A 26,317-nucleotide genomic window follows, 5' to 3' on the forward strand; every position below is an offset into this window, starting at 1 on the left:
GACGGGGATGCCGAGGTGGCGGTCGTCTGGCCGCATCCGGCCAGAACGAGCGTTCCCAGCAGCGCGCCCGCGAAGGCCGTGCGTACGGGCCTCACGAGAAGTCCTTTCACACTGTCGGAACCGAGAGACCCGCGATGTGCGACGGATCACCCTTTTCCACGAGGGTTGACGTCGGCGCAGCGGCAGGCGACCTGGCTATGACAGTTGCGGGACAGCGCCGGACTCGCACCGGACTTCGCTGCAGCACTGCGCGTCGGACAAACCGTATCAATCCCTCGGACTCGCGCGGCCGTCAAGGGTCAGGAGAGCTGGGACTCCGCCTCGGCGATGATCTTCTGCAGCCTGAGCCCGTGCGCGGCGTCCAGCGGGTGCCCGCCGCCGCGCCTGACGGTCTGGGCGAACTCCGCGGCGATGGCCTCGAACGGGTCGTCGTCCCAGGGCAGCAGGACGGCGTTGCCGCGCCTGCCGTACACGGCGAACGACGAGGGCGGCAGGTCCCCGACGGCGGACATGCACAGCGACGCCTCGCTGACGCCGCCGCCCTCGTGTTCGAGCAGCAGCCCGGTCCAGCCGAGCGGGTCGCCGTGCGCCCGGACGCCGACCACCCGGCCGAGCGCGGCGTCGAGCAGGTCGATCACGTGCGGGCCGACGTCGAGCAGCGCGCCGCGCTCGCGCCGCCAGGGCGAGTCGATCTGGATGAGCGCGTCGGAGATGTTGGCCGCGTGGCCGCCGAACGGCTCGATCTCGCCGCACCGGGCCAGGAACGTCCTGGTCTGGGCGGCGTAACGCATGGTCAGCACCATCTGGGAGGCGACCCCGGCCTCGCCGACCGCGTCCGCCAGGCGCTGGGCGTCGTCGACGCTGCCGGCCAGCGGCTTCTCCAGCAGCAGCGCCTTGCCCGCGCGGGCGGCCAGGATCCCCAGCTCGGCCTGGACAGCCGGCGGCACGCTGAACGCCACCGCCTCGCAGACCTCGAACAGCTCCTCGACCCGCTCGAAGACGGGGGCGCCGAGCCTGGCGGCGGCTTCGGGACGCCTGGCCCAGACCCCGGCGAGCTGGGTGTGCGGGCTCTTGCGCAGCATCGGCGCGTGCGCCATCTCGGCCCACGGGCCCGCTCCGATCAGGCCCACTGCCACCGGCTTCATCATGTCCCCCTCGGTCCTCGACCACCGTTCTACCCGGACGATCATCGTGCCTAATAGGCGATTTGCCCAGCTATGCCATTCACTTGAAGGATGCCGGGGTGATCTCCCCCAGCCCACGGCGGCACGTGCCGCTGTTCCTGACCGGCGCCGCGAGCCTGCAGACCGGCCTGTTCGTCGGCACCACTCTGGTCCTGTTCCTCGTGGTCCAGCGATCCAGCCATCTCGTATCCCAGACCGTGGAGGCCCGCTGGGCCGGTGGGTTGCTGGCCCTGCTGCTCGCCCTGCCGCTCGGCGTGCTCGTCGACCGGGTGCGCCGCAGGTCGGCGCTGGTCACGTCGAGCCTGCTGAGCGCGCTGGCGCTCGGCGCGCTCACGGTGGCCCTGTGGCAGGGGTGGACGGTCTTCCCGCTCACCGCGCTGGTGCTGGCGGTGCTGCCCCTGCTGCGGCAGACGGGCGAGCTCGCGCAGGACGCCTTCCTGCCCGCGCTCGTCGGCCGTGACCGGCTGATCCCGATCAACGCGATACTGGCGATGGTCGGCCCGGTCCTCTGGCTCGGGTTCATGTTCGCGGAGGCACACCTGTGGCTGATGGCGATCGGCACGGTCGCGTTCGCCGTGTGCGCGCTGTCGTTCCGCGCGATCGACGTGGCCGAGGAGCCCGCGCCGCCGCGCACGGGCTGGTGGCGCGAGATGACGGAGGGGGTCCGGTTCACCTGCGCCCATCCGGTGCTCCGGGCCATCGCGCTCTACCTGGCGGCGACCGAGCTGCTCGAGCCGCTGGTCGACGACCTGATCCGCCGGCCCGCCGCCGGCCCGGCGGCGATGTTCCTGCTCGAAGCGACGGCGCCCGCCGGGGCCGTGGCGGCGCTGCTGCTGCACCGGCGGGTCGGCGGGTTCCGGCTGGCCTGGGCGGCGCTGCTGGTCACCCAGCCGTTCGCGGTCCTCCTCCTGCTGTCGGACACCGGCTGGGGCGCGGTCTGGCACACCGCCGGCACGTTCGTGTGGTGGGCGGGGGCGACCACCGCCGCCATCGCCCTGCTCGGCCACCGTCAGGCGATCACGCCCGCGCGGCTGCTCGGCCGGACCGGCGCGACGTTGCTCGTGCTGACCTCGGTGGCGGGCTTCGCCGGGTCGGCGCTGCGGGCGCTGGCCGAGGGCCTGTGGCGGCGTGATCTCGAAGCGCACGTGGCGGTGTGGCCGGTCGTGACGCTCGCCGTGGCCGGGCTGGTGGCCGCGGTGTTCCTGCTCTACCGGGTCAGGGCGCTCACCACCGAACCGGCAGAGCCGTCAGCCCCCGCCCCACCAGCGACCTCCGGTACGTGATCTCCTGATCCGGCTCCAGGCGCAGCGCGGGCAGTCGGCGGCCGAGCACCTCCAGTGCGGTGCGCAGTTGCAGGCGGCCGAGCGCGGCGCCCACGCAGAAGTGGATGCCGTAGCCGAACACCAGGTGGTCGTCGGCGTTGGGCCGGTCGAGCTGGAACTCGTCGGGGTGCGGGAAGACCGTCTCGTCGTGCGCGGCCGAGTCGGTGGACAGCAGCACCAGCGAGCCCGCCGGGATCCGCCTGCCGTGCAGGACGACGTCCTCGGCCGCGTACCGGAAGGAGCCGAGCGAGGCCCCGTCGATGCGCATGCACTCCTCGGCCGCGTTCGGGATCATCGTCGGCGGCACCGGCCAGCAGTCCTCGCGCAGCAGCCGCAGCACGGTGTTGCCGAGCTGGTTGGGCACGGTGTCGTTGCCGCCGAGCAGGATGGTGGAGATCAGCTCCACCACCTCCCGGTGCGTCAGCTCGGCCCCGATGAGCGCGGTCATCAGCGACGTGAAGTCCTCGCGCGGGTCCTTGGCGCGGGCGGCCACCAGCCGGTCCACGTAGTCGAGGTATTCCAGGAAGCTGTCGGCCAGCTCCAGCTGCCGCCCGGCCGGCTGGGGTGACAGGAAGAGCTGGAACCAGTCCTTGACGTGCGCCCGCACGAACGCCTCGTCCGCCTCGGGCACGCCGATGAACCGGGCGGTCAGCTTGATCGACGGCTCGTGGCCGATCTCGGCGACGAAGTCGGCATGGCCGCGCGGCTCCAGGCGGTCGAGCATGTCCTCGTTGAGCCGTCTGAAGCGCTGCTCCATGGCGGCGACCGCGCGTGGCGTGAACGCCCTGGAGACCGAGCGGCGCAGCCGGGTGTGGTCGGGCGGGTCGACGTTGGCCACGAAGCTGGACAGGAACGAGCCGTGCTCGCCGAGCTTGGCGCGCGTCTCGTCGGTGAGGCTGCGCGAGATCGTCAGCGAGCCCCGGGAGGAGAAGCGGCGCGGGTCGCCGTAGGCCGCGCGCACGTCGGCGTAGCGGGTGAGCACGTACGCGCCGAGGTGCGCGCTGTGGAAGACCGGCCGTTCGTGGCGCAGCCGCCGCAGGAAGTCGTACGGCGCGGCGACGTGCCAGTCCGCGCCGACGTCGAAGTCCTCGATGTCCTGGCTCATCCGAAGATCCTCCGGGGGTTCTCGACCAGCATCTGGCGGATCTGCTGTTCCGTGACGCCGCGTTTGCGCAGCTCGGGCAGGACGTCGCGGGAGACGTGGAGCAGGTGGTAGTTCGGGTGGCGGCGGCGGACCACGTCGTCGTCGAATCGGTCGTTAAAGCAGTACGAATCGTGACTTAACACCATTTTGTCGGCGTGTCCGCGTTCGCACATCGTGACCACCGTGGCCACCCGGTCCTCGTACGGGCTGATCGTCTCGATGCCGAAGCGGTCCATGCCCAGGTAGGAGCCGTTGGCGACGAGCTCTTCCAGGTAGGCCACATCGGTGGAGTCCCCGGCGTGGCCGATCACCACCCGGCTCAGGTCGACGCCCAGCGCGCCGAGCAGCCGCTGCTGTTCCAGCCCGCCCCTGGAGGCGCTGTGCGAGTGCGTGGTGATCGGCGTACCGGTCTCCAGGTGCGCGGCGGCCACCGCGCGGAAGACCCGCTCGCAGCCCTTGGTCATCCCGAGGTGGTCGGAGGCGCACTTGAGCATGCCCGCCTTGACCCCGGTACGCCCGATGCCGTGCACGATGTCGCGCACGAAGAACTCCGCGAGCCGGTCCGGGCCGCCGAACAGGGAGTCCGGGCCCCGGTTGGCGAAGTACGGCGGCAGCGTGTCATAGGTGTAGAGACCGGTGGAGGCGACGATGTTCACGCTGGTCAGCTCGGCCACCATGCGCACGGCCGGGACGTAGCGGCCCAGCCCGACCACGGTCAGGTCCACGATCGTGTCGATGCCCTCGGCCTTGAGCTCCTCCAGCTTGGCGGCCGCCTCGCGGACCCGCGTCTCCAGGTCCCACATCTCGGGGATGTCCGGCCAGTTCCACAGGATCTCCGGGCTCAGCCCGAACACGTGCTCGTGCATGAGCGTCGCGCCCAGGCCGGCCACCGGCCCCATCACGGTCTCAGGCACGGGAACCTCTCGTGCTCGAACGGCCGGTTCACCTCGAGGCCCAGTCCGTCGGTCTGCCGGTAGGGCAGCCCGGTGTAGAGGGCGTCGGCGTCGAAGTAGGTCACCGTGAACGACAGGCGCGGGCTGCGCCGCCGGTTGGCGGGCGCGCCGTGCACGGTCAGCGCGTGGTGCACGGTCGCGTCGCCGGCCCTGAGGTCGAGCGGCGGCGACAGCTCCAGCTCCTTCAGCCACGGGTGCTGGGTGAGCTGGTCGTCGCCGGGACGGGTGAAGCTGCGGCCGAGCAGCCCGTGCCGGTGCGAGCCGCTGTAGAAGCGCAGCGATCCCATCTCCGCGGGCACGTCCACCAGCGCCAGCCAGACGGTGAGCATGGCCGAGCGGTCCATCGGCATCCACGGGAAGTCCTGGTGGAACTCGGTCGCGCCGTGCTCGCCCGCCGCCTTGACCAGCAGGTTCGTCACCTGGACGCGTACCGCGCGCACGCCGTGCAGCAGCCGGACCGCGTTGCGTCCCATGGCCGGGTCGAGGGTCAGCGCGGCGAAGGCGGGGTCGCCGTCCGCGATGTCCCTGGACTGGCCGAAGGCCTGGTCGACCAGCGTGGCGCCGGCCTTGTCGCGGGCGGCCAGGTAGGTCGCGGCGCGTCCGGCGAGCCCGGCGGCGGCCTCGGGGGCGACGAGCGCGTCCAGCCTGGCCCAGCCGTGGTGCTGGAAGAACGTCACCTCGTCGGCCGTGATCTGGCGTACGGGGATGTCCATGGTGCCAGTCTCGCACTGAAGCAAGCGCTTGGTAAGACCCAGCGCGGCCGCCCTCGCGCCGGTACGCTTGGCACCCAAGCGCTTGCTTGAACGAAGGGAGCCGGGACGTGCGGCGGATCAGGTTCGGAGCGGTGCTGCGCGGGGCCGGGTCCGCGCGCGAGTGGACGGAGCGGGCCAGGCGGCTGGAAGGGGCCGGGTTCGACGTGCTGCTGGTGCCCGATCACCTGGTCGGGCCGCGCTTCGCGCCCGTCGCCGCGCTGACCGCCGCCGCCTGCGCGACCACCAGGCTGCGCGTGGGGACGCTGGTGTTCGCCAACGACTTCCGGCATCCGGCGGTGCTGGCCAAGGAGGCCGCGACGATCGACCTGCTCTCCGACGGACGCCTGGAGCTGGGGCTGGGCACTGGCTGGCTGGCCGGGGACTATCGCGGCGCGGGCCTGGCGCTCGACCCGCCCGGCGTCCGGGTGGACCGGCTGGCCGAGGCGATCGCGGTGCTCAAGGGGCTGTGGGGCGAGGGGCCGTTCGACTTCACCGGCACGCACTACCGCGTCGCGGGCCTGGAGCAGTGGCCCAGGCCGGTGCAGCGCCCGCATCCGCCGCTGCTGCTGGGCGGCGGCGGGCCGCGGATGTTGCGGCTGGCGGCGGCGCAGGCGGACGTGGTGAACATCGGCCTGCGGGTACGCGCCGACGGCAGCGGCCCCGACGAGCGCGACGGCGGGCTCGCCGCGTTCCTCGGCAAGGTGGCCGCCGTCCGGGAGGCGGCCGGCGACCGGTACCCGGCCGTCGAGCTGGGCACGAGCGTGATGCAGGTGGGCGCGCGCAAGCCGGAGGAGGCGTGGAGCGCGGCCGACAGCTCGCGACTGGAGGAGACACCGCAGGTCCTGCTCGGCACCCCCCGTGACCTGGTGGACAAGGTCCGATATTGGCGAGATGAGCACGATATTTCATATTTCGTGGTGCATCACGAGCGGGACCTGCCGGCCTTCACCCCCGTCGTCGAGGAACTGGCCACCTGACGGCCGGTCGCGCCCCGCCGTACCCGATGATGGACAGCATGAACGAGATGTTGCTGCTCAGGCATGGTGAGACCGAGTGGAGCAAGGCGGGCAAGCACACCGGGCGCACCGACCTGCCGTTGACCGCCCACGGCGAGGACCAGGCGCGGGCGCTCGCGCCCCTGGTCGACGGGCAGCCGTTCGACCTGGTGCTGGTCTCCCCCGCCCAGCGGGCCACGTGCACGGCGGACCTGGCCGGGCTGCCCGGCTACGAGGTGGACCCCGACCTGTGGGAGTGGGACTACGGCGGCTACGAGGGCATCACCACGCCCACCATCCGCGAGACCAGGCCGGGCTGGTACCTGTGGCGTGACGGCGTGATCCCCGGCGACGCCGACCATCCGGGCGAGACGGCGGCGCAGGTGGCCGATCGCGCCGACCGGGTGATCGCGCGGGCCAGGCAGGCAGAGGGCCGGGTGGCGCTGGTCGCGCACGGGCACTTCCTGCGCGTGCTGGCCGCCCGCTGGCTGAGGTTGCCGCCCGAGGACGGCCGGTTGCTGCGGCTCGACACCGGCACGTACTCGCGGCTCGGCTTCGAGCACGCCGAACCGGTGCTGCTGGCCTGGAACGCCCCGGTCAACTCGCACTAGCGCGCGGCCCGGGTTCAGCCCGCCTTCACCCGGACGGCCGCCTCGTGCAGCGCCCGGCTGGCCAGCCAGCCGCGGATGCTGCCGAGCTCCGGGTCGTAGGACAGCGGCCGCTCCCACAACGCGGTGAACACGTCCTGGGTGACCTCCTCGGCGGTCGTCCTGCTGCCGGTGACCTCGATGGCCAGGCCGTACACGTACGCGCCGTGCTCGTCGTAGAGCGCCCCGAGCACGCCGAGGTCACCGGCGGCCAGGGCGGCCCGTACGTCCACGTCGGCGCTCATCAGTCGCACCCCAGCGTGGCGGCGGCGTGCACCAGCTCGCGGGCCAGCGCCGGGTCGCCTTCCGCCGCGTAGGGGAAGGTGTCGGGCGGCCACCGGTTGGCCAGCAGCGCGCAGAAGGCCACCGCCTCCGCCGACACCAGCACGGTCACCCGGTCGGAGGTGGGCGAGAGCGGGATCGTCCAGGTGCCGCCGCCCGGGCCGGTGAGCACGAACGTGGCCGACACCTCGCGCCGCGGGCCGCGCAGGGCGCGCGGCAGCAGCGCCAGCCCGAACTCCGCGATCATCCGGACGTGCTCGCCGCGCGGCGGGGCCTTGGGCCGGCCCGTGGCGGCCCTGATGTCGTCGGCGTGCGTCCAGGTCTCGAACGTGCGCTGCACCATGGCCTGGCGCAGCGGCGCCCGCGCCGGTCTTCGCCCGGCGAGCTGCACCTCGACGCCGAGCAGCACGTCGGTGCTCGCGGAGAGCCGTTCGAGCAGCGAGCCGGCCTGCTCGCGCCAGCCGCGCTGGGTGGCCGCCGGCCCCGGGGCCGGCACGCCGAGCAGCCTGGCCACGGTGGCGTCGTTGCCCGACAAGTGCTCGATCAGCCCGCGCACGTCGCCGTGCCGGTCGACCGGCGCCGCCCACTGCGGCTCGCTCAGCTCGGCCAGCAGGTCGTCCATGAGCGCCACCTGCTCGGCGTACGGGATCGCGACCGCCGCCGTGCTCGCCCCGGCCGGCGCGCGGCGCCGTCTCGCCTTGGACAGCACCGCGTCGCGCAGCGTGGGGGGCGGCGCGTGCTCGGGTTCGCGCCGGTCGAGCAGCGCCATGGCCGCGCCGCATTCCGGGCACGAGGCCACGTGGTCGTCCGCGCTCTGCCCGTTGTAGAGGTACGAGTCCTTCATTGGGGCCACCTCCGCAGCCCCGACGCTAGTCGTGCGCACCCTCCGGCGCCAGACGGCTGCCGGGGAAGGGCGCGAGCAACGTCTCGCGCCAGGGCCCGTCGAGGAAGTCGCGGGCCCGCTTCGACCAGCGCAGCAGCCCCGGGTCGGGCTCGGCCTCGTCGTCGAGTCCCAGCGCGGCGTCCCTGGCCCGCTGGGTGGCCAGGTGGTCGTCGAGCGAGACGGCCCAGAGTGTGACGACCTCGGTGTCGCAGAACAGCACCTCGTACAGGCCGGTCAGCCGGTGCCCGTGCGCGGCCAGCAGCGGCGCGCGTTCGGTGCGGACGGCCGCCAGGTAGTCGAGCGCCGCGCCGGGGCGCACGCGGGCGCTCTCGAACAGGTAGAACTCGCCGGTGGGCGCCTGACTCAGCGGCGGGCAGCCGGGCGCGGCGCCGAGCGGCCGGGAGAAGGCGGAGAAGCGCAGGTCGTCGATGTCGGACAGGAACAGCCGGTCGTCCACGCCGCGGTAGATCTCCATCATCTGCCGCCAGCCGCCGTCCCAGCCGCCGTGGCACTCCCACAGCGTGACGGCCTTGAACTGGGGATGTCCGGTGATGCCGACCGCGTAGAAGGCGCCGGCCAGGTCGATCTCGCGGGACCTGATGGACATGCCGGTGGTGAGCGCGGGCTCGGCGCGGGTCTCGTCCTCGCGCTTGTAGCGGGTCAGCCAGGTGAGGTATTCCAGCGGGCGCCGGGAGTTCATCGGCCGGAAGTCGACCTCTTCGATCAGGTAGATGCCGCGCCGCACGTACGCCTCCTCTACCAAGCGATTGCTAGGTAGCGAGGATAGCGATCAGCCCGGCGCTTGGGAAGGTCGCGGGCCGCACCCGGTCAGCCACTCCGGCAGGCTTTCGCCCGGTTACGCCACCGGCGCGCCGCGATCAAGCGAGCGCGCCGGGCGTGAACGCGGTGTTACGCCACCGACGCGGGGTCACACCAGAAGGCCGTCGAACTCTCCGTCCTTCACCCCGAGCACCAGGGCCCGGATCTCGTCACGGGTGTAGATCAGCGCGGGGCCGTCGGGGAAGCGCGAGTTGCGGACCGCGATTCCGCCGTCGGGGAGCTCGGCGAGCTCCACGCAGTTGCCCTGCGAGTTGCTGTAGCGGCTCTTGCGCCAGGCCACCTGGGTCAGGTCGGCCGCGGGCATGCCGTTGTAGGTCTGGTTCATCTACATCTTTCTGAGAAGACCGCCGATGAGCTCGACGGTGCCTCCTGGCGTGGTGCTCTCCACGCACAACTGCTCCATGGCCGTGAGGTACGGGTCGATGTCCTCACGTTTGTCCAGGTACAGGGCACCCCAGAGCTGCTCGACGTAGACAACGTCCGACAAGTCGGACTCGGGAAACCGCAAAATGCTGAAAGCGCCCCCCTCAGCGGCGTGCATGCCGTACCTGAAGGGCATCACCTGCAGGGTGATGTTCGGAAGCGCGGCCACTTCCAGCAAATGCTGAAGCTGCTCGGACATGACCTTCCGCCCGCCGATGGTCCGCTTGAGCGTCGCCTCGTCGATGACCGCCCACAGACGCGGGCCGTCCTTCTGGGTGAAACGCTCCTGACGCTGCATGCGCAGATGCACGCGGCGCTCGATTTTGTCCGGAGTGTCATCGGGGTTGCCCAGTTGGTAGACCGCCCGCGCGTACGCGGCCGTCTGCAGCAGGCCGGGCACGAACTGCACCTCATAGGTGCGGATCACGCTCGCCGCCTCCTCCAGTCCCACGTAGGTGGTGAACCACGTGGGCAGCTCGGCCGAGTACTTGTGCCACCACCCGGGGGTGTTGGCCTCGCGGACCATCTCCAGCAGGGCACGGCGCTCGGCGTCGTCGACGACGCCGTACAGGGTGAGAAGGTCCTCCACGTCACGTGTCTTGAATCCGACGCGCCCGAGTTCCATCCGGCTGATCTTGGACTCGGAGGCCCGGATGTGGAATCCGGCCTGATCGCGGGTCAGCCGCTTGGCCTCACGCAGGCGCCTGAGACTCGCCCCCAGCATGATGCGCCGAACGGTCGAACCGGAACCGGGCGGATCAATCGACACGTGCTGCTCCTTGGTCGTTTCCTTGCGACACAGTCTGTCACTTCACGGCCGAAAGATCATGGGCCGCGGACAAGATCCCCTTTCCCCCAGATTGACCTGTTGATGGCCAACCGTAGCGCCTGCATGGGTTGTCTGCACGTGCATTCGCTCTTGCACCTGCACATGGCTTTGTCGCAGAATGATCTCCGTGCAACACACCACGGCGCCCGGCCAGTGGACCACGTTCGACTGGTGGCCGCCGGTCGGCTGGTGGCCGGACGCGGCTCGCGATCTGCTCGTCTCCGGTCCCTGTTCGAGCGCCACGTACGTGCTCCCGCCCACGCCCTCCTCCGTGCACTCCGCGCGCAGCTTCACCTCGGGCACCCTGGCCGGCTGGGGGCTGCACGAGCTGATCGACAACATGGAGCTGGTGGTCTCCGAACTGGCCACCAACGCGTTACGGCACGGCCTGCGGCTGGCCGAGCCGCGCTGCGAACGTCCCGTGCACATGTCACTCGTGCGCCGCGGCAGCCTCGTCACCAGCGCGTTCACCGATCCCGGCGCCTCGGTCCCGGTGCTGCGCTACCCCGGCCCCCTCGACACCGGCGGCCTCGGGCTGCACATCGTCGAATCACTCAGCCTGCGCTGGGGCTGGTCCGCGCTCGCGCCTCACGGGAAGATCGTCTGGGCAGTCCTCTCCTGACCGACGGTGATCTGCACTACCGTGGATGGTCATGGCTCACGGTGAGTCCCACGCGACCCCATGAGAGTGCTGACAGATGGAAGATCACCTGCTCGGCTGGCTGCGAACACTGGACGAAGACCGGCTTGCCCGCATTCTCGCCAACCGGCCCGATGCGATAGCCGCCCCCTGGCCACGGCGGCTCGAGGCCCTGGCCCCGCGCCTGGGCAACGGCTTCGCCGTCGTCGAGACGCTGCGCGGGCTGCCGCTGCCCTGCCTGCAGCTGGCCGAGGCGTGCCTGGTCGTGCGGCGGCCCACGCCCGAGCGGATGAGCGACTTCCTGGGCGTGCGCCCCGACCAGGTGCACCCCTGGCTCGACCGCCTCTACGACCACGCGCTGGCCTGGCCGGACGAAGAAGGCGTGATCCACCTGGCCGAGGGCGTCAAGCGCTGGTGGAACGCCCCGCTCGGGCTCGGCGAGCCGCTCGACCACTACCTCAACTCCTGGACGATCAGCAACGACGGCCTGCACGCGCTGGCCCGCAACCTCGGCCTGCCCCCGCACGGCAACAAGCGGCGCACGATCGCCCGCGTGACCGAGATGCTCGGCGACATCGAACGGCTCGAAGCGCTGCTGCGCAACGCGCCCGACGGCACCTACCGGCTGCTCGACGGCTTCGCCTGGGAAGGCCCGGTGCGCGACGTCGACGGCGGCAGGTTCGTCACCCCCGGCAGCCCGGAGAAGTGGTGCGCCGACCACGGCCTGCTCTACCGGCCGAGCTGGCACGTGGCCGAGATGCCCCGCGAGGTGGCGCTGTGCCTGCGCGGCCCCGGCTACCACCCGCCGTTCTCCCCGCAGGCGCCCGAGGTGCCGACCATCCCGGTCGACCCGGAAGAGGTCGACCACCTGATGACCCTGGCCGCGCCGCACGTGGTCGAGCGGGCCGCGACCCTGCTCGACAACACCGCCAAGACCCCGCTGCCGCTGCTCAAGACCGGCGGCGTGGGCGTGCGCGAGGTCCGCAGGGTGGCCAAGGAGACCGGCTGCGACGAGGACGAGACCCGGCTGCTGCTTGAGGTCTGCGCCGTGGCCAGGCTGCTGGCCTGGGACGAGCAGTCCGGCGGCATGATCCCCACCGAGCGGTTCGACCGCTGGCGGCTCGACGAGGGCGCCGCGCGGCTGCGCGTGCTGCTGTCGGCGTGGTGGCGCATGGAACGCTCGTCGCTGCGCAAGACCGACGGCAAGTACGGCACCGTGCTCGGCGACGAGGCCACCGGCACCGCCGTGGCCCGGGTGCGCAGGGCCGTGCTGGCCGGGCTCGCCCACCTGCCCGCAGGCACCGCGTTCGCCGACCGGTCCAGCCTGGTCAGGAACGTGCACTGGCACGCGCCGCTGCTCGACCGGGCCCTGCTCGACGACGGCGCGGCGGCCGTCGTCGACGAGGCCACGCTGCTCGGCCTGCTGGCCAACGACGCGCTCACCGACCTGGGCCGGGCCCTGGCCGGGCTGGCGCACCTGGCCGGCGACGAGAACGACGACACGGTGCCCCAGGTCGAGCACGACCCGGTCCTGGTCGAGGCGTCCACCAGGGCGCTGGCCAGCGTCCGCAGGAGCGCGCTGTTCGGCCCCGACCTGACCGCGGTGGTCACCGGGCCGCCGTCGGCCGAGCTGGCCGCGCTGCTCGACCGGGTGGCCGAGCGCGAGTCGCGGGGCGCCGCCTCGGTGTGGCGCTTCACCACCGAGAGCGTGCGCCGCGCGCTCGACCGCGGCTACGAGGCCGGCGAACTGCTCGACGAGCTGGCCCAGGTCGGCAGCATCCCGCAGCCGCTCGACTATCTCGTCCGCGACACCGCGCGCAGGCACGGCGAGGTGACGGTCACCACGGTCGGCTGCCTCGTGCAGGCCTCCGACACCGGGCTGCTGGCCGAGATCGCCGGGCACCGGCGGCTGGGCCGGCTGGGCCTGCGCCTGCTCGCGCCCACCGTGCTGGTCAGCGCCGCCGACGCCGAGCGCACGCTGGCCGCGCTGCGCGAGAACGGCTACTCGCCGGTCCCGGTCTCCGACACCGGCGAGATCTCCATCCGCCGGGCCAGGGCGGCGCAGCTCGACGAGCCGCACAACGGCAAGCTGATCCTGCTGCCCGGCGGGCAGGTGGCGGAGCTGGCCGAGTGCGAGGCCCCCGCGTACGTGATCGCCGAGCCGACGCCCGACCCGCGCGAGCACGCCCGCCGGCTGATCGAGACCGGCCGCGCCGGGTCCGGCACCAACGGCCGCACCTGGGCCGTCATCGGCCGGATGGCCAACCGGCTGCCGACCGCCCAGCAGTCGCTGCTCGGGTTCGTGGTCGACCGCGGCGTGCGGGCCGGCATCACGCTGGCCGACGGGCTGACCGCGACCATCAGCCACGGCGAGCTGAAGGGCGGCGCGCTCGACGCCTGGTGCGAGGAGGCCGGCGACTACCTGGAGTTCCCCCTCGCCGAGATCATCGAGGTCAAGGGAGCTTTTTAGCCTGCTTCAAGTTGGCCACCAGCTCTTCGAGGAACGCGGCGTAGCCCTGGTAGCTGAACGGGGCCTCGGCGCGCCACGGGTAGATCTGGCCGGCCTTGACCGCGGGGAGCTTGGCCCAGGTGGGCTTCTTCATCATCTCCTCGGGCTTGAGCGCCTGGGTGCGGGTGTCGTAGAGGATCACGTCCGCGTCGTACTCGTCGGCGTTCTCCCAGCTCAGGGTCTGGAAGAAGCCGCCTTCGTCCACCTTTGACGGGGTGACGACGTTCAGGCCGTTCGCGGTGAGGTGCACGATGTCGGGGTACTCGGGCGGGTTGACCACCCACATGGCGTCCGGGCCGCCGGACATCATGAGCACCTTCAGGTCCTTGAACGAGGCCAGCTCCTTGGTCGCGGCCTCCATGCGGGCCTTGGCCTCGGGGACGCCCTGCATGTCGGCGCCGAGCGACCTGGCCAGTTCCTCGTACTTGCCGATGACCTGGGTGGCGCTGTTGCCGGTGAGCTGGACGCCGGCGGTGGGCGCGACCTGCTCGATGGTGTCCTTCGACTTCTCCGGCACGTACCACAGGGTGCCCTTGACGTACATGCTGCTGACCAGCAGTTCGGGCTGCAGGGCGATGTACTGCTCGACGTTGAACTCGTCCCAGACGTTGCCCAGGCCCTGGACCTTGGTGATGTCGACGTTGCCGACCTGCGGGTCCTTGGCGCCGTCGGTGAGCTTGTGCGGGCCGAAGACGGCGACGGGGCGCACGCCGAAGTCCCACAGCGCGGCGGCGGCGCCGACCTGGGCGACCACCCGCTCGGGGCGCTTGGGCAGGTCGAGCTTCTTGCCGCGGTCGTCGGTGAACGTCCAGCCCTGCGCGGCGGCCGAGGTCGCGGGCTGCTGGGCGGGCTGCTGGGCGGGCGCGCCGCCGGTGGCCGCGGTCCCGGCGCCGCCGCAGGCCGACAGTGTCAGGGCCGCCGCGAGGCCTGCCGTGGCCGCCAGGAAGCCCCTGCGCGCCAGTACCGGTCCCGACATTTCGATCTCCTAAGGATAGGCTTACCTTTGTTGCCAAGGCATTAGATTAGCCTTGCCTAAGTTTGGCTGTGACGAGAGGGGGTCGGGTGCGCCCGGCTGTAGAGGCCTCCGCGGATCGCCGGGTGCGCGGACGCGCAGCCGTGCTGGCCGGAGGATTGGTGGTGACGCTCGCGGTGCTCGCGCTGGCCGCGGCGGCGAGCGTGGCGCTGGGCGCGCGATCCGTCCCGCCGGCCACCGTGATCGACGCGCTGCTCTCCTACGACGGCTCGACCGACCACACGGTCGTCGTGGACGTGCGCATCCCCCGCACGCTGCTGGGCATCGCCGTCGGCGCGGCGCTCGGGCTGGCCGGCGCGCTCATGCAGAGCCTGACCCGCAACCCGCTGGCCGACCCCGGCGTCCTGGGCATCAACCAGGGCGCGATGCTCGGCGTCACGCTCGCGCTCGGGCTGTTCGGGCTGAGCGACCCGGCCGTCTACGTGTGGTTCGCCTTCGGCGGGGCCGCGCTGGCCGCCGTCGTCGTCTACACCCTCGGCTCGTCTGGACGCTCCGGCTCCAGCCCGGTACGCCTCGCGCTGGCCGGCATCGCGCTCGGCATGGTCTGCACCGCCGCCGCCTCGGCCATCCTGCGCATGGACTCCCAGGTCTTCGACCGGATGCGGTTCTGGCTGACCGGGTCGCTGGCCGCGGCCGACGCCGGCACGCTGACCGGGCTGGCGCCGTTCCTGGTCGCCGGGCTGGTGCTGGGGCTGTTCCTGGCCAGGCCGCTCAACATGTTGTCGCTGGGCGACGACGCGGGCAAGGCGCTGGGCGTGCCGGTGAACAGGACCCGCGTGCTGACCGGCGTGGCCGCGACGCTGCTGTGCGGTTCCGCCACCGCGGCGGCCGGGCCGCTGGTGTTCGTCGGCCTGGTCGTGCCGCAGGCCGTGCGCGCGGTGGTGGGGCACGACCAGCGGTGGGTGCTGCCGTACTCGGCGCTGGCCGCGCCGGTGCTGCTGCTGGTCGCCGACGTCGCCGGACGGCTGATCGCCCGCCCAGGCGAGGTGCAGGTCGGCATCATGTGGGCGGTCATCGGCGCCCCGATCTTCATCATGATGGCCAGGCGCAGGAGGCTGGCGGCGCTATGAACGTGCGTATCGGACCCTGGTCGCTGCGGCTGGCGCCCCGGGCGCTGCTGACCGGGGCGCTCCTGCTGGTCGTGGCCTGCGCGGTGTCGGTGGCGGCCATCGCGACCGGCGAGTTCACCGTCTCCGTGCCGGACATCCTGGGCGCGCTGTTCGGCCAGGGCACGCCCGTCGCCGAGCTGATCGTGAGCAGGCTGCGGGCCCCGCGCGTGGTGACCGGGCTGCTGGTCGGCGCGGCGTTCGGGGTGGGCGGGGCGATCTTCCAGAGCCTCACCAGGAACCCGCTCGGCAGCCCCGACTTCATCGGCTTCACCGCCGGAGCCTCGACCGGCGGCATCCTGGCGGTGACCCTGGGCGGTTCCGCGCTGGTGATCGCGGGCGGGGCGCTGGCCGGGTGCGTGCTCGCCGCGGCCGTCGTCTACGCGCTGGCCTTCCGGCGCGGGGTGCAGGGGTATCGGCTGGTGTTGGTCGGCATCGGGGTCAACGCGTTGCTGCTGTCGGTCAACTCGTACCTGCTGACCAGGGCGAACATCAACGACGCGGCCACGGCGGGCTCCTGGCTGACCGGGAGTCTCAGCGGGCGCGGCTGGGACCACGCGGTGCCGGTCGCGCTGGCGCTGATCGTGCTCGTGCCGGTGTGCGCGGCCGTGTCGCGGCCGCTGCGCATGATCGAGATGGGCGACGACGCGGCCCGCGCGATGGGGATCAACGTGGAGGTCGTGCGTGCGACGGCCATCGTGGCCGGGGTGCTGCTGACCGGCGTGGCCACCGCGGCGGCCGGTCCCGTCATGTTCGTGGCGCTGGCCGCGCCGCAGCTCGCCCGGCGGCTCACCCGCTCACCCGGCGTCACGTTCGCCGCCTCCGCCCTGGTCGGCGCGGTGCTGCTGACCGGTTCCGACCTCGCCGCCCAGCGGCTGCTCGCCCCCACCCAGCTGCCCGTCGGGGTGCTGACGGCCGCGATCGGCGGCACGTACCTCGCGCTGCTCCTGCGAAAGGAACGCCACTGATGGCTGCCCGCCTGACCGGTCACGACCTGACCCTCGCCTACGACCAGCGGACCGTGGCCACCTCGCTCAGCGTGGCGATCCCCGACCGGTCGTTCAGTGTGATCATCGGGCCGAACGCGTGCGGCAAGTCCACCCTGCTGCGTGCCCTGGCCAGGATGCTCAAGCCCCGCCAGGGCGCCGTGCACCTGGACGGCGGCCTGATCACGGCGCTGCCGTCGAAGGAGGTGGCGCGCCGGCTGGGGCTGCTGCCGCAGAGCTCGATCGTGCCCGACGGCATCACCGTGGCCGACCTGGTGGCCCGCGGCCGCTACCCGCACCAGCGGCTCATGCGTCAGTGGTCGCGCGCCGACGAGGCGGCGGTGGCCGAGGCCATGCGGGCCACGGACGTGACCGAGCTGTCGGACCGGATCGTGGACGAGCTGTCCGGCGGGCAGCGGCAGCGGGTGTGGCTGGCCATGGCGCTGGCCCAGGAGACGCCGATCCTGCTGCTGGACGAGCCGACCACGTACCTGGACATCTCCCACCAGATCGAGGTGCTCGACCTGTGCGCCGAGCTGCACGAGGCGGGACGCACGATGGTGGCCGTGCTGCACGATCTGAACCAGGCGTGCAGGTACGCCACGCATCTCATCGTCATGCGTGAGGGCCGGGTGGAGGCGGAGGGCGACCCGCTGGAGATCGTCACGCCGGAGCTGGTGCACCGGGTGTTCGACGTGCGCTGCGAGATCATCGAGGACCCGCAGTCGGGGACGCCGCTCATCGTCCCGGAATCCCGCCGCCGCGCCGCGACCCCGGCCTCCTAGCCTTCGGTGAGCGCGCCGACCAGGGTGAGGAGGGCGTTCCCCGCGCGGGCCTGGCCGTAGCCGGCGGCGAGCAGCCCCGCCGTCTCCGCGCCGAAGCCCGCCAGCAGCGCGTGCGCCAGCGGGTCGGCGTCGCACCCAGGACGGCACTCCGCCAGCAGGATCGCCACGTGCCGGTGCCAGAACCGGTAGGCCCCGATCCGGTGCCGCGCCCCGGGGCTGGCGGTCTCCGACATGCGGACCAGGTCCAGATGGTCGAACAGGTACGTCAGGTACGCCTCGGCGAACGCGGCGAGCCGGTCGGCGGCCGGCGCTCCCGGGCCGAGCGGCGGCGGCCCGGACAGGATGCGGGCCTGCAGGTCGCGTTCGCGGTCGTCGAGGAGCGCCACCGCCAGCCCCGACTTGTCGCCGAAGCGGCGGAACAGCGTGCCCTTGCCCACCCCCGCCGCGGCGGCGACCGCGTCCATCGACACCGAGTCCACGCCTTTCTCGGCGAACAGCCGGGCCGCCGCGGCCAGCACCTTCTCCCTGTTGCGCGCCGCGTCCGCGCGTTCCTTCCTGGGCGGTTCCGCCAGCAGCTCCAGCGCCTCACTTGACGAAGCGGACTGCGGTCCGTTAACTTTCGAGCCATCCACAATCCGGACTGTAGTCCATTTCATTGGGAGGCGACAATGACCATCACCCGCGAGGAGCTGCACCGCACGCTCTCCGAGGTCACCGTGCTCGACACCCTCGGCGGCGGCTACTACCTGCAGCAGCATCTGCCCGGCGCGATCCCGCTGGTCGAGAGCGAGGTGGCCGAGCGGGCCGCCGAGCTACTGCCCGACAAGGACGCCGCCATCGTCACCTACTGCTCCAACCCGGCCTGCCCCAACAGCAAGGCCGTGGCCGCCCGGCTGACCGCGCTCGGCTACACCGACGTGCGCAGGTACGCCGAGGGCATCGAGGACTGGGTCGCGGCCGGACTGCCGGTCGAGTCAGGCCCCGCTGCCTGACAGGTGAGCCAGGTCTCACCTGGCCGCTGGTATCACCGCGAACGCGTCAAAGGACACAGAACAATCGACGTCCGCCCGTCACCCTCTGCCGAATAGCCGGAACTTCCGTATTCACAGGGGGACGATCGATGGATCACGCCGTCGTCATCGGCGCCAGCATGTCGGGGCTGCTGGCCGCCGCCGCGCTGCAACGCGGCCACGCCATGGTCACCGTACTCGACCGTGACACGCTGCCCACGGTGGACGTCCACCGCAGGGGCGTCGGCCAGAGCCGGCACGCGCACGGCCTGCTAGCGCGGGGGCGCGAGGTCATGGACGAACTGCTGCCCGGCCTGACCGCCGAACTGGTCGCGCAGGGCGGCATCACCGGAGACCTGCAGGGACAGGTGCGCTGGGTGCACGGCGGCCAGGAGCTGTCGCGCGCCCACACCGGACTGACCGGCCTGCTGGTCAGCAGGCCGCTGCTGGAAGGCCAGGTACGCCGCCGGGTGAGCGGCCTGAGCGGGGTGCGCGTGCGCCAGGACCGGGTGGTCACCGGGCTGATGTCGGACGCGGGCCGGGTCACCGGGGTACGCCTGGCCGGCGGCGAGGAGATCCCCGCCGACCTGGTCGTCGACGCCTCCGGCCGGGGCTCGCGCGCGCCGGCCTGGCTGACCGAGCTCGGGTACGAGCGCCCGCGCGAGGAACAGGTGCGCATCGACCTGCGTTACGGCACCCGCGAGTTCCACCGCCGGCCCGGTGACCTGGACGGCGACCTGGCCCTGGTGGTCGCCCCGGCCGCGGCGAACGCCCGCGGCGGGGTGGCGCTGGCCCTGGAGGACGACCGCTGGATCGTCACCCTGTCGGGCTACCTCGGCGACGCGCCCGGCCTCGGCCTGAGCGAGTTCACCGCGTTCGCCGAGTCGATCGGCTACCCGGACCTGGGCCGGCTGGTCAAGACGGCGGAACCGCTCGGCGAGCCGCGCGCCTACCACACCCCGGCCAGCGTCAGGCGGCGCTACGAGGAGCTGTCCCGCTTCCCCGAGGGCCTGCTGGTGCTCGGCGACGCGGTGTGCGCGTTCAACCCGATGTACGGCCAGGGCATGACGGTCGCGGCGCTGCAGGCCAGGGAGCTGCTGCGGCCGGACCTGAGCCCCCGGTCGTTCTTCCGGCGCATCGCCCGGCTGGTGGACGCGCCGTGGGACATCGTGGTCGGCGGCGACCTGAAGGTGCCCGGCGTGCGGGGCACGCTCACGCCGAAGATCCGGATGGTCAACGCCTACCTGGAGCGTTACCTGGCCGCCGCGGCCGGGGACCCGGACCTGGCACTGCGATTCCACCGGGTGACGAACCTGATCGACCCGCCGCCGTCCCTGATGAGCCCGGGCAACCTGGTCAGAGTGCTCCGCAGCGGCGGATCGCGAGGACTGCGAGCGAGCGCGTGACCTCACGCAGCTCGGCCAGGTCGACCTGCTCCCTGGGGGCGTGCGCGAACCGCACGTCCCCGGGGCCGTAGTGCAGGGTCGGGATCCCGCCGGCCGCGTACAGACGCAGGTCGCTGCCATAGGGTGCGGCCGTCTGGCGGGGCGTCCTGCCCGAGGTGTCGGAAACCGCCCGGTTCACCTCGTCGAGCAGGGCGTGCCCGGCCGGCAGCCGGCCGCTGGCGAACTGGCCGCCCGGCCAGCTCACCGCCGGCGGGTTGGCGCGCAGCCACGGGTGCGCCGCGCCCGCCACCGCCTCCTCGAACTCGGCCCTGGCCAGCGCCGGGTCCTCGTCCAGCTTGACCCCGAGGCGGCCTTCCGCCACCAGCAGGTCGGGCACGGTGCTGGCCCAGTCGCCTGACCTGACCGTGCCGATCTCGATCGGGTACGGCATCGGGTTGCCGTCGAAGAGCGCGGGCGGGTCCTGGTTCCGCCTGGCCTCCAGCCGCCTGATCGCCTCGAACACCGGCCAGAACACCTCGATCGCGTTGACGCCCTCGTAGCGGGTGGCGCCGTGCGCCGCCGCGCCCGCGATCTCCAGGCGGAAGGTGAGCGCCCCGGCGTTGGCCGTGATGACGTTCCCGCTGGTCGGCTCGGTGATCACGGCGGCCTCGGCGGTGTGGCCCCTGGCCAGCGTGGCGAACGCGCCGAGCCCGCCGTCCTCCTCGCTGACCACGCAGTGCACGGCCAGCGGCCTGGCCAGCCTCACCCCGGCCCGCTTGATCGCCCTGACCACGGCCAGGTTGGCGACCAGCCCGGCCTTCATGTCGCAGGCGCCCCGGCCGTGCAGCGTGTCGCCGGTGATCCGGGCCGCGAACGGGTCGCTGCCCGCCCATTTCGCCAGGTCGCCGGTGGGGACGACGTCCACGTGGCCCTGCAGGGCGAGCGCGGGCACGCCCTCTCCCCCGCTGACGGCGACCACGCCGTAGCCCTCGGTGCGCGGCGCCTCCGAGCCGGGGAAGCCGGCGCGGCTCGTGAGGTCGGGGAGGTCGAGCTTCCAGACGTCCACGTCCAGGTCCGCCTCGGTGAGCAGGCGGGCGAAGCGGTGCTGGAGGTCGGATTCGGCGTCGGTGCCGGTGATGCTGGGCACCCGGACCGTCTCGGCCAGCAGGTTCACGGTTTCGGCTGCGTCGATGGCGTTCAGGACCCTGGCTTCCACGTCGTGCATGGTGCACACCCTCTCATGAACCTATGTCGCGACAAGTGGTGATATATGCGCATGCGGAGTTGGGTGAGTGGGTTGGTGGTCGCGCCGTTCGCGGTGTGGGCGGTGCTGCGGGTGAGCGGGTTCGAGCCGGACTGGCCGTGGGTGCCGCTGGTGGCGTTCACGCCGTACGCGGCGGCCGGCTCGGCGGTGGCGCTGCTGGTGGCCGGGTCGCTGCGGCGGCGCTGGCCGACCGCGGTCGCGGCGGTCACGGTGATCACGCTGGCGGTGGTGGTCACGCCGCGCGGGTTCACCGACGGCGGGCACCCGGCCGGCGGTCAGGCGGTGCGGGTGCTCGCGGCCAACCTCATGGTCGGCGCGGCCGACATCGACGGGCTGATCGCGCTGATCGACCGGACGAAACCGGACGTTCTGACGTTGCAGGAGCTGACCCCCGAGGCGCTGGACCGGCTGGAGGCCGCCGGGGTGCGCGACCGGCTGCCGCACGCGGTGACACGGGCCAAGCCGGGGGTCGGCGGCTCGGCGATCTACGCCACGCATCCGCTGACGGCGGGAGAGCACATCGAGTACGGCGGATTCGGGCAGGCCAGGGCACTGATGCGGCATGCGGGAGGTGCCCGGATCGACATCGTGTCCGTGCACCCGTGCGCGCCCAAGCGGTTCGGACGGCAGCCGTGCTGGCTGTCCGGGCTGCGTGCGCTGCCCGCCGCGGGCGGGAGCGACCTGCGGGTGCTGGCCGGGGACTTCAACGCCACGCTCGACCACGTGCCGGTACGCGACCTGCTGGCCGGCGGCTACCGCGACGCGGCCGACGCCATGGGACAAGGGCTGACCGCGACCTGGCCGCAGTTCGGCTGGACGCCGGGCGTGGCGATCGACCACGTGCTGGCGGACGCGCGCATGGGCGTGCGCGCCTTCGAGGTGCTGACGCTGGACGGCACCGACCACCGGCCCGTCTACGCCGAACTCAGGCTCCCCTGAGCCGCCGTTCCTACTCCGCGCAGATGCGCAGGTCGGTGAAGCGGACGGCGAAACCCTTGCCCACCGGGGCGGCGGCCATGGCCCCGGCCAGCACGGGCCGCTCCGGCGGGAAGTAGGCCAGGCGCAACATCCGCTCCGGCGGCGCGTCGTCGAGCCCGTAGCGGACGGTCACCGCGTCGCCCGAGCGTTCCAGCTCGAACGTCACCCGCTCGGCCGGCCGGTCGAGCGGCAGCACCGACCAGTCGGAGAAGTCGCGGGTGACCACCGTGCTGAGGTGGAATCCGCCGTCCACGTACTCGACCCCGGCCTTGATCCAGGTGCTCTCGTCCAGGCGGAGCACGGCGCCGGCCTGGTCGTACTGCTCGGCGTACTCGCCGGTGAAGGTGACGGAGAGCCGCAGGTCGCCCTCGACGGTCCGGCCGAACAGGTGGGCGGTGTCGTAGCTGTAGCCGTAGTGGGTCTTGCACCACAGGTCGGTGCCGGGATCACAGAACAGGATCAATCCCTCGTCAGAGGACCATTCGCGAGGCGGATTCACCCAATGCCAGCCTGTTGCGCCGAAGGCCATGATCATGACGTTATCTTGCCATGTTCACCGTTGATTCATAAGCGGGGCGATCGTCCGGAGTGTTCGGTATTCGCCCAGGTCAGCGGGCCGTGAGGGCCGGTTTGAGTCATCGGACGTCCGGCGCCTCGTAAACTTGGCCACGTGGAAGCGCCCAAGTTCGAGATTCAGATGCTGCACGACCGGGTCATGATCCGGCTCGAGACCGAGGCCGAGGAGCGGCGCAGCGGCTCCGGGATCGTCATCCCCGCGACGGTCAAGATGGCCAACCGGCTGGCCTGGGGCGAGGTCTGCGGCGTCGGCTCGAACGTGCGCGCGGTCAAGGTGGGCGACAAGGTGCTGCTCAACCCGGAAGACCAGTTCGAGGTCGAACTGCACGCGCAGGTCTACCTGGTTATGCGCGAGCGCGACCTGCACGCCGTGGCCACCCAGGAGACCGACCACGGCACCGGCCTGTACCTGTGAGCGATCAGCGGGTGAAGGTGACCCAGAACTCCGCGGCCCAGGTGGCGCGGGGCAGTTCGGCCAGCACCCGGGTGGTCCGTCCGGCGAGGTCGACGACCGACAGGCGGTAGGCGCCGCCGTGGGCCATGACCGCGATCACGTGAGACTCGTCCCACCAGCCGAACAGCGCCTCCGGCTGCACGTTCACCCGTAGCGCGAGCCTGCCCGTGGCCGGGTCGACCAGGCACAGCCCCTCGGTGAAACGCGACGGGCACCAGCTCAGCAGGCGTTTGCCCGACGGCGAGAACGCGTCCTCCGCGCCCGCCGTCAGGCCGATCCCCGCCCAGGTGGCCGCCACCTTGCCGTCGGACGGCCGGTAGAGGCGCAGCCCGTCCCGGTACGGCGAGACGAGGCCGCCCGCCGGGCTCCACCAGAAGCCGCTCTCCCTGGTCAGGCCGGGGACGGGGACCGTGCGGGCGGTCTTGGCGGTGACGTCCACGATCGTGAACCCGGCCGTGCGCCAGGTGTTCCCGGTCTTGCGCTGGACGGTGAGCACCACCTTCCTGCTGTCACGCGACCAGCCGATGCCCCAGGCGACCAGCGGCGCGCGGACCGTCCGGATCCTGTTCGTCTTCCCGGTGGCGCGATCGGTGATCAGCAGGGAGTCGTGGCCGGCGCGGTAGGCGGTGGGGATGCCCGCGGTCAGGCGGCCGTCGGGCGAGACGACCGCTTCCGAGAGCCCCTTCTGCCTGCTGAAGACGTCGCCCTTGGCGGCACGCAGGTAGGTGGCCTTGGTGCCGAGGCCGTAGGAGGCGAGCCGGACGGGGTCGCCGGCTTTCTCACGATATTTCACGCCGTTCGTGCCCGGCAGCGGCAGATCGGCCGGCGCGGACGCCATGCCGGATGCCGGGGTGGCTGTTGATACGGCTGGGCCGGAGAAGGTCAGTGACAGCGCGAGGGCGATAGAGGCGATCACGCCCGCAGACTAGACAGCGGCCGGCGGGATGTCGGGAGAAATGCCGACCCGGTCTGGATGTTCGGGGCGGACCGGTTCCTAGATGAACTTCTGCGCGATCGCCAGCAGGTCGACGCCCATGGTCAGCAGGCCGAAGTACACGATCACACCGGCGGCGGCCACGGTGACCACGGCGACGACGATGCGAATCGTCCAGCCCTGCCGCTTGTACCACTCCGTCCAGGCGTGCAGCGTGCGCTTGCCGAACTCCAGCACCCGGTGCGCCCAGTGGAACTCGGTGGCCAGCACCGCCAGACCGGCGAACACGACCAGCCACCCCGGCCCGGGGAACGGCACCATGATCAGGCCGCCCACCACCATGACCGTGCCGATGAAGCCGATCACGATCTTCAGGGTGAGCGCGCCGGTGCGGGTCGATCGCACGCCGTCCAGCCAGCCGTGCAGGCCGGTACGGCGAGCGGGCATGTCGGACCGCTCGGCGGCTTCGCCCTTGACGACGTCCGCGTCGCCGGTGTCGGAGTTCTGGATGGCCACGGTTTCCCCCGGACGGTTTCGGTGTGCCCACCAGGATACGGCCCACGCTGCCGGATCACTTGCAATCCGCTAGCAGGGCACCAAACCACCCTCAAAGTAAAATTTCCGGCCTGACCAGGCGACTTCCGGCAAACGTCGGATAATGTCTGCTATGCCCGAGGTCATGCTTCGCACCGTCACCGGCCCCATCCGCGCGGCCGCCGTGACCGGCGCCGTACTCCCCCACGAGCACCTGCGCAACGACATGCGCTGGGCGGTCGGCATCGACTCCGACCCGCACCGCTGGCTGGACGAGGAGCAAACCGTCACCGCCGAACTGCGCGAACTGCGTCAGTCCGACGAACTCGCCCTGGTCGTGGACCTCACCTGCCTCGGCATGGGCCGCGACGCCGCCGCGCTGGCCCGGATCGCGGCCGGCAGCCGCGTCCCGGTGATCGCCGCCACCGGGCTGTTCACCGAGCCGTTCAGCGAACCGTCCACCGGGGACGAGGACGTCGAGGCGCTCACCCGCCGCCTGATGGGCGAGATCTCCAACGGCCTGGACGGCACCGGCGTCTTCCCCGGCGTGATCGGCGAGGTCGGCTGCTGGGGCGCCGAGCCCACGCCGCGCGAGCAGCGCGCGCTGATCGCCGCCGCCCGCGCCTCGAAGGCCTCCCGCCTGTCCGTGGCCACCTTCGGCCTGAGCGGCCTGGCCATGCTGGAGATTCTGCTCGGCGAGAACCTGCCCGGCTCGCGCGTGGCCGTCGGCTACTCCGGCACCGACCTCGGCGCGGTACGGAAGATCGTCGAGGCGGGCGCGTACGTCGGCCTGGGCGCACTCTGCCTCGGCCCGGACGAGACAGCCAGGATCGCGCTCGCCATGATCGAAGAGGGACACGCGGAGCGGCTCCTGCTCAGCACCGGCGTGAGCCGGGTGTCGCAGATGCAGCGCTACGGCGGGCCCGGCTACGCGCACCTGTTCCACACGCTGCTGCCGCGCCTGCGCGAGGCCGGGACGGACGAGGACACGATCCGCCTGATCACCCACGCCAACCCCCTGCGCTGGCTCACCGACGGCGCCGTGTGACCTTCCGAGAGACGGGTTGACCTCAACAATGGTTGAGGTTGCACCCTTGCCTCATGACCTTCACACCTGAAGAACTCGAATTCCTTGGCACCCAGCACCTGGCCCGCCTCGCCACGGTATCGCCCGACGGGCAGGTGCAGAACAACCCCGTCGGCTTCTTCCTCGGCGCCGAGCCGGGAACCGTCGAGGTCGGCGGGCACGACCTGGCCAAGTCCAAGAAGTTCAAGAACGTCGCGTCCGGGAGCACGGTCGCGCTGGTCGTGGACGAACTGGCCTCGACGCGGCCGTGGGTGGTGCGCGGCGTGGAGATCCGCGGCACCGCCGAGGCCGTACCCGACGCCGAGCCCCCGATGCCCGGGTTCTCCAGGCAGCTCATCAGGATCACCCCACACAAGATCATCTCCTGGGGGCTGGGCGTTCCGCCGTCGAACCGCCCAGTCTGAAACTGGCTAGGATCTGGGCTGTACGTGCCTGGCCGGGGGCGGGGGGATGGTGACGGACCACACGCATCGCGCGGACCACCCGCGCACGCCACCGGCGACGGACCATACCCGTAGCGCGGGCCGCCAGCGCACGCTGCCGGAGACCGTCCACACGCTTGACGCGGACCACCCGCGCACGCCGCCGGCGACGGACCACACGCAGCACGCCGGCCGCCTGCGCAGGTTGCCGCTGGCGGCGCTGTCGCGGCTGTCGCGGCTGGGTGACATCCCGGTCGTGATCGTGCTGGCGTGGGCGGGGTGGCTCGCCGTGCCCTGGTCGTTCAGCGGACTGGCCCAGGCCCGCGCGGCCGCCGCCGCGGCCGCCACCAACCCCGAACC

30 protein-coding genes are annotated in these 26,317 nt (G+C 72.1%); 15 read left to right on the forward strand and 15 right to left on the reverse strand.

Annotation, left to right across the window (positions count from 1 at the left end):
- Positions 1–299: 299 nt before the first annotated feature.
- The gene (locus HII36_RS37790) at positions 300–1,145 is read right to left on the reverse strand and encodes a Gfo/Idh/MocA family protein (RefSeq protein ID WP_173528156.1); all 846 of its coding nucleotides are present in this window, start codon (positions 1,143–1,145) and stop codon (positions 300–302) included.
- Positions 1,146–1,243: 98 nt separating this feature from the next.
- On the opposite strand from HII36_RS37790, the gene HII36_RS37795 reads away from it, so the two are divergent.
- Positions 1,244–2,467 (forward strand): MFS transporter, encoded by a 1,224-nt coding sequence (locus HII36_RS37795; protein ID WP_173528129.1) that lies wholly within the window; start codon positions 1,244–1,246, stop codon positions 2,465–2,467.
- Here the strand turns inward: HII36_RS37795 and HII36_RS37800 are convergent.
- The 3 genes from HII36_RS37800 to HII36_RS37810 are packed head-to-tail and all read right to left on the reverse strand — an operon-like array spanning position 2,409 to position 5,316.
- Positions 2,409–3,611 (reverse strand): cytochrome P450, encoded by a 1,203-nt coding sequence (locus tag HII36_RS37800; RefSeq protein ID WP_173528130.1) that lies wholly within the window; start codon positions 3,609–3,611, stop codon positions 2,409–2,411. The two genes, HII36_RS37795 and HII36_RS37800, sit on opposite strands and share 59 nt — an antisense overlap.
- Positions 3,608–4,564: a phosphotriesterase family protein gene (locus HII36_RS37805; protein ID WP_328808074.1), complete on the reverse strand. Its 957-nt coding sequence runs from the start codon at positions 4,562–4,564 to the stop codon at positions 3,608–3,610. The genes HII36_RS37800 and HII36_RS37805 overlap by 4 nt, the downstream gene beginning before the upstream one ends.
- Positions 4,549–5,316, reverse strand: coding sequence for a phytanoyl-CoA dioxygenase family protein (locus HII36_RS37810; protein WP_173528131.1), 768 nt, complete (start codon positions 5,314–5,316; stop codon positions 4,549–4,551). The genes HII36_RS37805 and HII36_RS37810 overlap by 16 nt, the downstream gene beginning before the upstream one ends.
- 107 nt (positions 5,317–5,423) lie before the next feature.
- Between HII36_RS37810 and HII36_RS37815 the strand changes: the two genes are divergently transcribed.
- Together HII36_RS37815 and HII36_RS37820 are read left to right on the forward strand one after the other, a co-directional pair.
- On the forward strand, positions 5,424–6,332 hold the full coding sequence (locus HII36_RS37815; protein WP_173528132.1) for a TIGR03621 family F420-dependent LLM class oxidoreductase: 909 nt from the start codon (positions 5,424–5,426) through the stop codon (positions 6,330–6,332).
- Between the two features lie 38 nt (positions 6,333–6,370).
- Positions 6,371–6,961 (forward strand): histidine phosphatase family protein, encoded by a 591-nt coding sequence (locus HII36_RS37820; RefSeq protein ID WP_173528133.1) that lies wholly within the window; start codon positions 6,371–6,373, stop codon positions 6,959–6,961.
- A gap of 14 nt (positions 6,962–6,975) precedes the next feature.
- Here the strand turns inward: HII36_RS37820 and HII36_RS37825 are convergent, their stop codons facing one another.
- From HII36_RS37825 to HII36_RS37845, 5 genes are all read right to left on the reverse strand, one after another.
- Entirely contained in the window at positions 6,976–7,242 is a 267-nt protein-coding gene (locus tag HII36_RS37825) for a sigma factor (RefSeq protein ID WP_173528134.1), read from the reverse strand.
- On the reverse strand, positions 7,242–8,123 hold the full coding sequence (locus HII36_RS37830; RefSeq protein WP_173528135.1) for a maleylpyruvate isomerase family mycothiol-dependent enzyme: 882 nt from the start codon (positions 8,121–8,123) through the stop codon (positions 7,242–7,244). Before HII36_RS37830 ends, HII36_RS37825 begins: the two co-directional genes overlap by 1 nt.
- Before the next feature lie 25 nt (positions 8,124–8,148).
- On the reverse strand, positions 8,149–8,907 hold the full coding sequence (locus tag HII36_RS37835; RefSeq protein WP_173528136.1) for a hypothetical protein: 759 nt from the start codon (positions 8,905–8,907) through the stop codon (positions 8,149–8,151).
- Positions 8,908–9,090: 183 nt separating this feature from the next.
- Entirely contained in the window at positions 9,091–9,327 is a 237-nt protein-coding gene (locus tag HII36_RS37840; RefSeq protein WP_043632079.1) for a DUF397 domain-containing protein, read from the reverse strand.
- Positions 9,328–10,149 carry a helix-turn-helix domain-containing protein gene (locus HII36_RS37845; protein WP_217370468.1) on the reverse strand — a complete coding sequence of 274 codons (822 nt, stop codon included), beginning with the start codon at positions 10,147–10,149 and terminating at the stop codon, positions 9,328–9,330.
- A 223-nt stretch (positions 10,150–10,372) separates the two neighbouring features.
- Between HII36_RS37845 and HII36_RS37850 the strand changes: the two genes are divergently transcribed.
- Both HII36_RS37850 and HII36_RS37855 read left to right on the forward strand, forming a co-directional pair.
- Positions 10,373–10,876, forward strand: a complete 504-nt coding sequence (locus HII36_RS37850; RefSeq protein ID WP_173528138.1) for an ATP-binding protein — start codon at positions 10,373–10,375, stop codon at positions 10,874–10,876.
- Between the two features lie 76 nt (positions 10,877–10,952).
- Positions 10,953–13,364: a helicase-associated domain-containing protein gene (locus HII36_RS37855; protein WP_173528139.1), complete on the forward strand. Its 2,412-nt coding sequence runs from the start codon at positions 10,953–10,955 to the stop codon at positions 13,362–13,364.
- On the opposite strand, the gene HII36_RS37860 is transcribed toward HII36_RS37855, so the two are convergent.
- On the reverse strand, positions 13,348–14,379 hold the full coding sequence (locus HII36_RS37860) for an ABC transporter substrate-binding protein (RefSeq protein WP_173528140.1): 1,032 nt from the start codon (positions 14,377–14,379) through the stop codon (positions 13,348–13,350). The two genes, HII36_RS37855 and HII36_RS37860, sit on opposite strands and share 17 nt — an antisense overlap.
- 122 nt (positions 14,380–14,501) lie before the next feature.
- Here HII36_RS37860 and HII36_RS37865 point away from each other — a divergent pair, with 122 nt between their 5' ends.
- From HII36_RS37865 to HII36_RS37875, 3 genes are read left to right on the forward strand one after another with little or no spacing between them, the layout of a single operon-like run.
- A complete protein-coding gene (locus HII36_RS37865) occupies positions 14,502–15,506 on the forward strand; it encodes a FecCD family ABC transporter permease (protein WP_328808075.1) in 1,005 nt (334 codons plus the stop codon).
- Entirely contained in the window at positions 15,503–16,510 is a 1,008-nt protein-coding gene (locus tag HII36_RS37870) for a FecCD family ABC transporter permease (protein ID WP_173528142.1), read from the forward strand. Before HII36_RS37865 ends, HII36_RS37870 begins: the two co-directional genes overlap by 4 nt.
- Positions 16,510–17,313 carry an ABC transporter ATP-binding protein gene (locus HII36_RS37875; protein ID WP_173528143.1) on the forward strand — a complete coding sequence of 268 codons (804 nt, stop codon included), beginning with the start codon at positions 16,510–16,512 and terminating at the stop codon, positions 17,311–17,313. The genes HII36_RS37870 and HII36_RS37875 overlap by 1 nt, the downstream gene beginning before the upstream one ends.
- Here the strand turns inward: HII36_RS37875 and HII36_RS37880 are convergent.
- Positions 17,310–17,945, reverse strand: a complete 636-nt coding sequence (locus HII36_RS37880) for a TetR/AcrR family transcriptional regulator (RefSeq protein WP_328808076.1) — start codon at positions 17,943–17,945, stop codon at positions 17,310–17,312. The genes HII36_RS37875 and HII36_RS37880 overlap by 4 nt on opposite strands.
- A gap of 36 nt (positions 17,946–17,981) precedes the next feature.
- Here HII36_RS37880 and HII36_RS37885 point away from each other — a divergent pair, with 36 nt between their 5' ends.
- Entirely contained in the window at positions 17,982–18,305 is a 324-nt protein-coding gene (locus HII36_RS37885) for a rhodanese-like domain-containing protein (RefSeq protein ID WP_173528145.1), read from the forward strand.
- A gap of 128 nt (positions 18,306–18,433) precedes the next feature.
- Positions 18,434–19,729: an FAD-dependent oxidoreductase gene (locus tag HII36_RS37890; RefSeq protein ID WP_173528146.1), complete on the forward strand. Its 1,296-nt coding sequence runs from the start codon at positions 18,434–18,436 to the stop codon at positions 19,727–19,729.
- Here the strand turns inward: HII36_RS37890 and HII36_RS37895 are convergent.
- On the reverse strand, positions 19,680–20,933 hold the full coding sequence (locus HII36_RS37895; protein ID WP_173528147.1) for an ArgE/DapE family deacylase: 1,254 nt from the start codon (positions 20,931–20,933) through the stop codon (positions 19,680–19,682). The two genes, HII36_RS37890 and HII36_RS37895, sit on opposite strands and share 50 nt — an antisense overlap.
- Positions 20,934–20,996: 63 nt before the next feature.
- Here HII36_RS37895 and HII36_RS37900 point away from each other — a divergent pair, with 63 nt between their 5' ends.
- Positions 20,997–21,911, forward strand: a complete 915-nt coding sequence (locus HII36_RS37900; RefSeq protein ID WP_173528148.1) for an endonuclease/exonuclease/phosphatase family protein — start codon at positions 20,997–20,999, stop codon at positions 21,909–21,911.
- A 10-nt stretch (positions 21,912–21,921) separates the two neighbouring features.
- Here the strand turns inward: HII36_RS37900 and HII36_RS37905 are convergent, their stop codons facing one another.
- Positions 21,922–22,485: a DUF1349 domain-containing protein gene (locus HII36_RS37905; protein WP_173528149.1), complete on the reverse strand. Its 564-nt coding sequence runs from the start codon at positions 22,483–22,485 to the stop codon at positions 21,922–21,924.
- A 135-nt stretch (positions 22,486–22,620) separates the two neighbouring features.
- On the opposite strand from HII36_RS37905, the gene HII36_RS37910 reads away from it, so the two are divergent.
- Entirely contained in the window at positions 22,621–22,941 is a 321-nt protein-coding gene (locus HII36_RS37910; RefSeq protein ID WP_173528150.1) for a GroES family chaperonin, read from the forward strand.
- Between the two features lie 4 nt (positions 22,942–22,945).
- Here the strand turns inward: HII36_RS37910 and HII36_RS37915 are convergent, their stop codons facing one another.
- Positions 22,946–23,896 carry a hypothetical protein gene (locus tag HII36_RS37915; protein WP_173528151.1) on the reverse strand — a complete coding sequence of 317 codons (951 nt, stop codon included), beginning with the start codon at positions 23,894–23,896 and terminating at the stop codon, positions 22,946–22,948.
- 78 nt (positions 23,897–23,974) lie between these two features.
- Positions 23,975–24,430 (reverse strand): TIGR02611 family protein, encoded by a 456-nt coding sequence (locus HII36_RS37920; RefSeq protein WP_173528152.1) that lies wholly within the window; start codon positions 24,428–24,430, stop codon positions 23,975–23,977.
- A 151-nt stretch (positions 24,431–24,581) separates the two neighbouring features.
- On the opposite strand from HII36_RS37920, the gene HII36_RS37925 reads away from it, so the two are divergent.
- The 3 genes from HII36_RS37925 to HII36_RS37935 form a co-directional block, all read left to right on the forward strand.
- A complete protein-coding gene (locus HII36_RS37925; protein ID WP_173528153.1) occupies positions 24,582–25,496 on the forward strand; it encodes a phosphotriesterase family protein in 915 nt (304 codons plus the stop codon).
- 53 nt (positions 25,497–25,549) lie between these two features.
- Complete coding sequence (locus HII36_RS37930) at positions 25,550–25,939, forward strand: PPOX class F420-dependent oxidoreductase (protein ID WP_173528154.1); 390 nt, start codon at positions 25,550–25,552, stop codon at positions 25,937–25,939.
- A gap of 46 nt (positions 25,940–25,985) precedes the next feature.
- A partial coding sequence (locus HII36_RS37935) for a hypothetical protein (protein ID WP_173528155.1) occupies positions 25,986–26,317 on the forward strand: 332 nt, incomplete at its 3' end.

It is taken from the genome of Nonomuraea antri (genome assembly GCF_013283785.1).
Lineage (GTDB): Bacteria > Actinomycetota > Actinomycetes > Streptosporangiales > Streptosporangiaceae > Nonomuraea > Nonomuraea antri.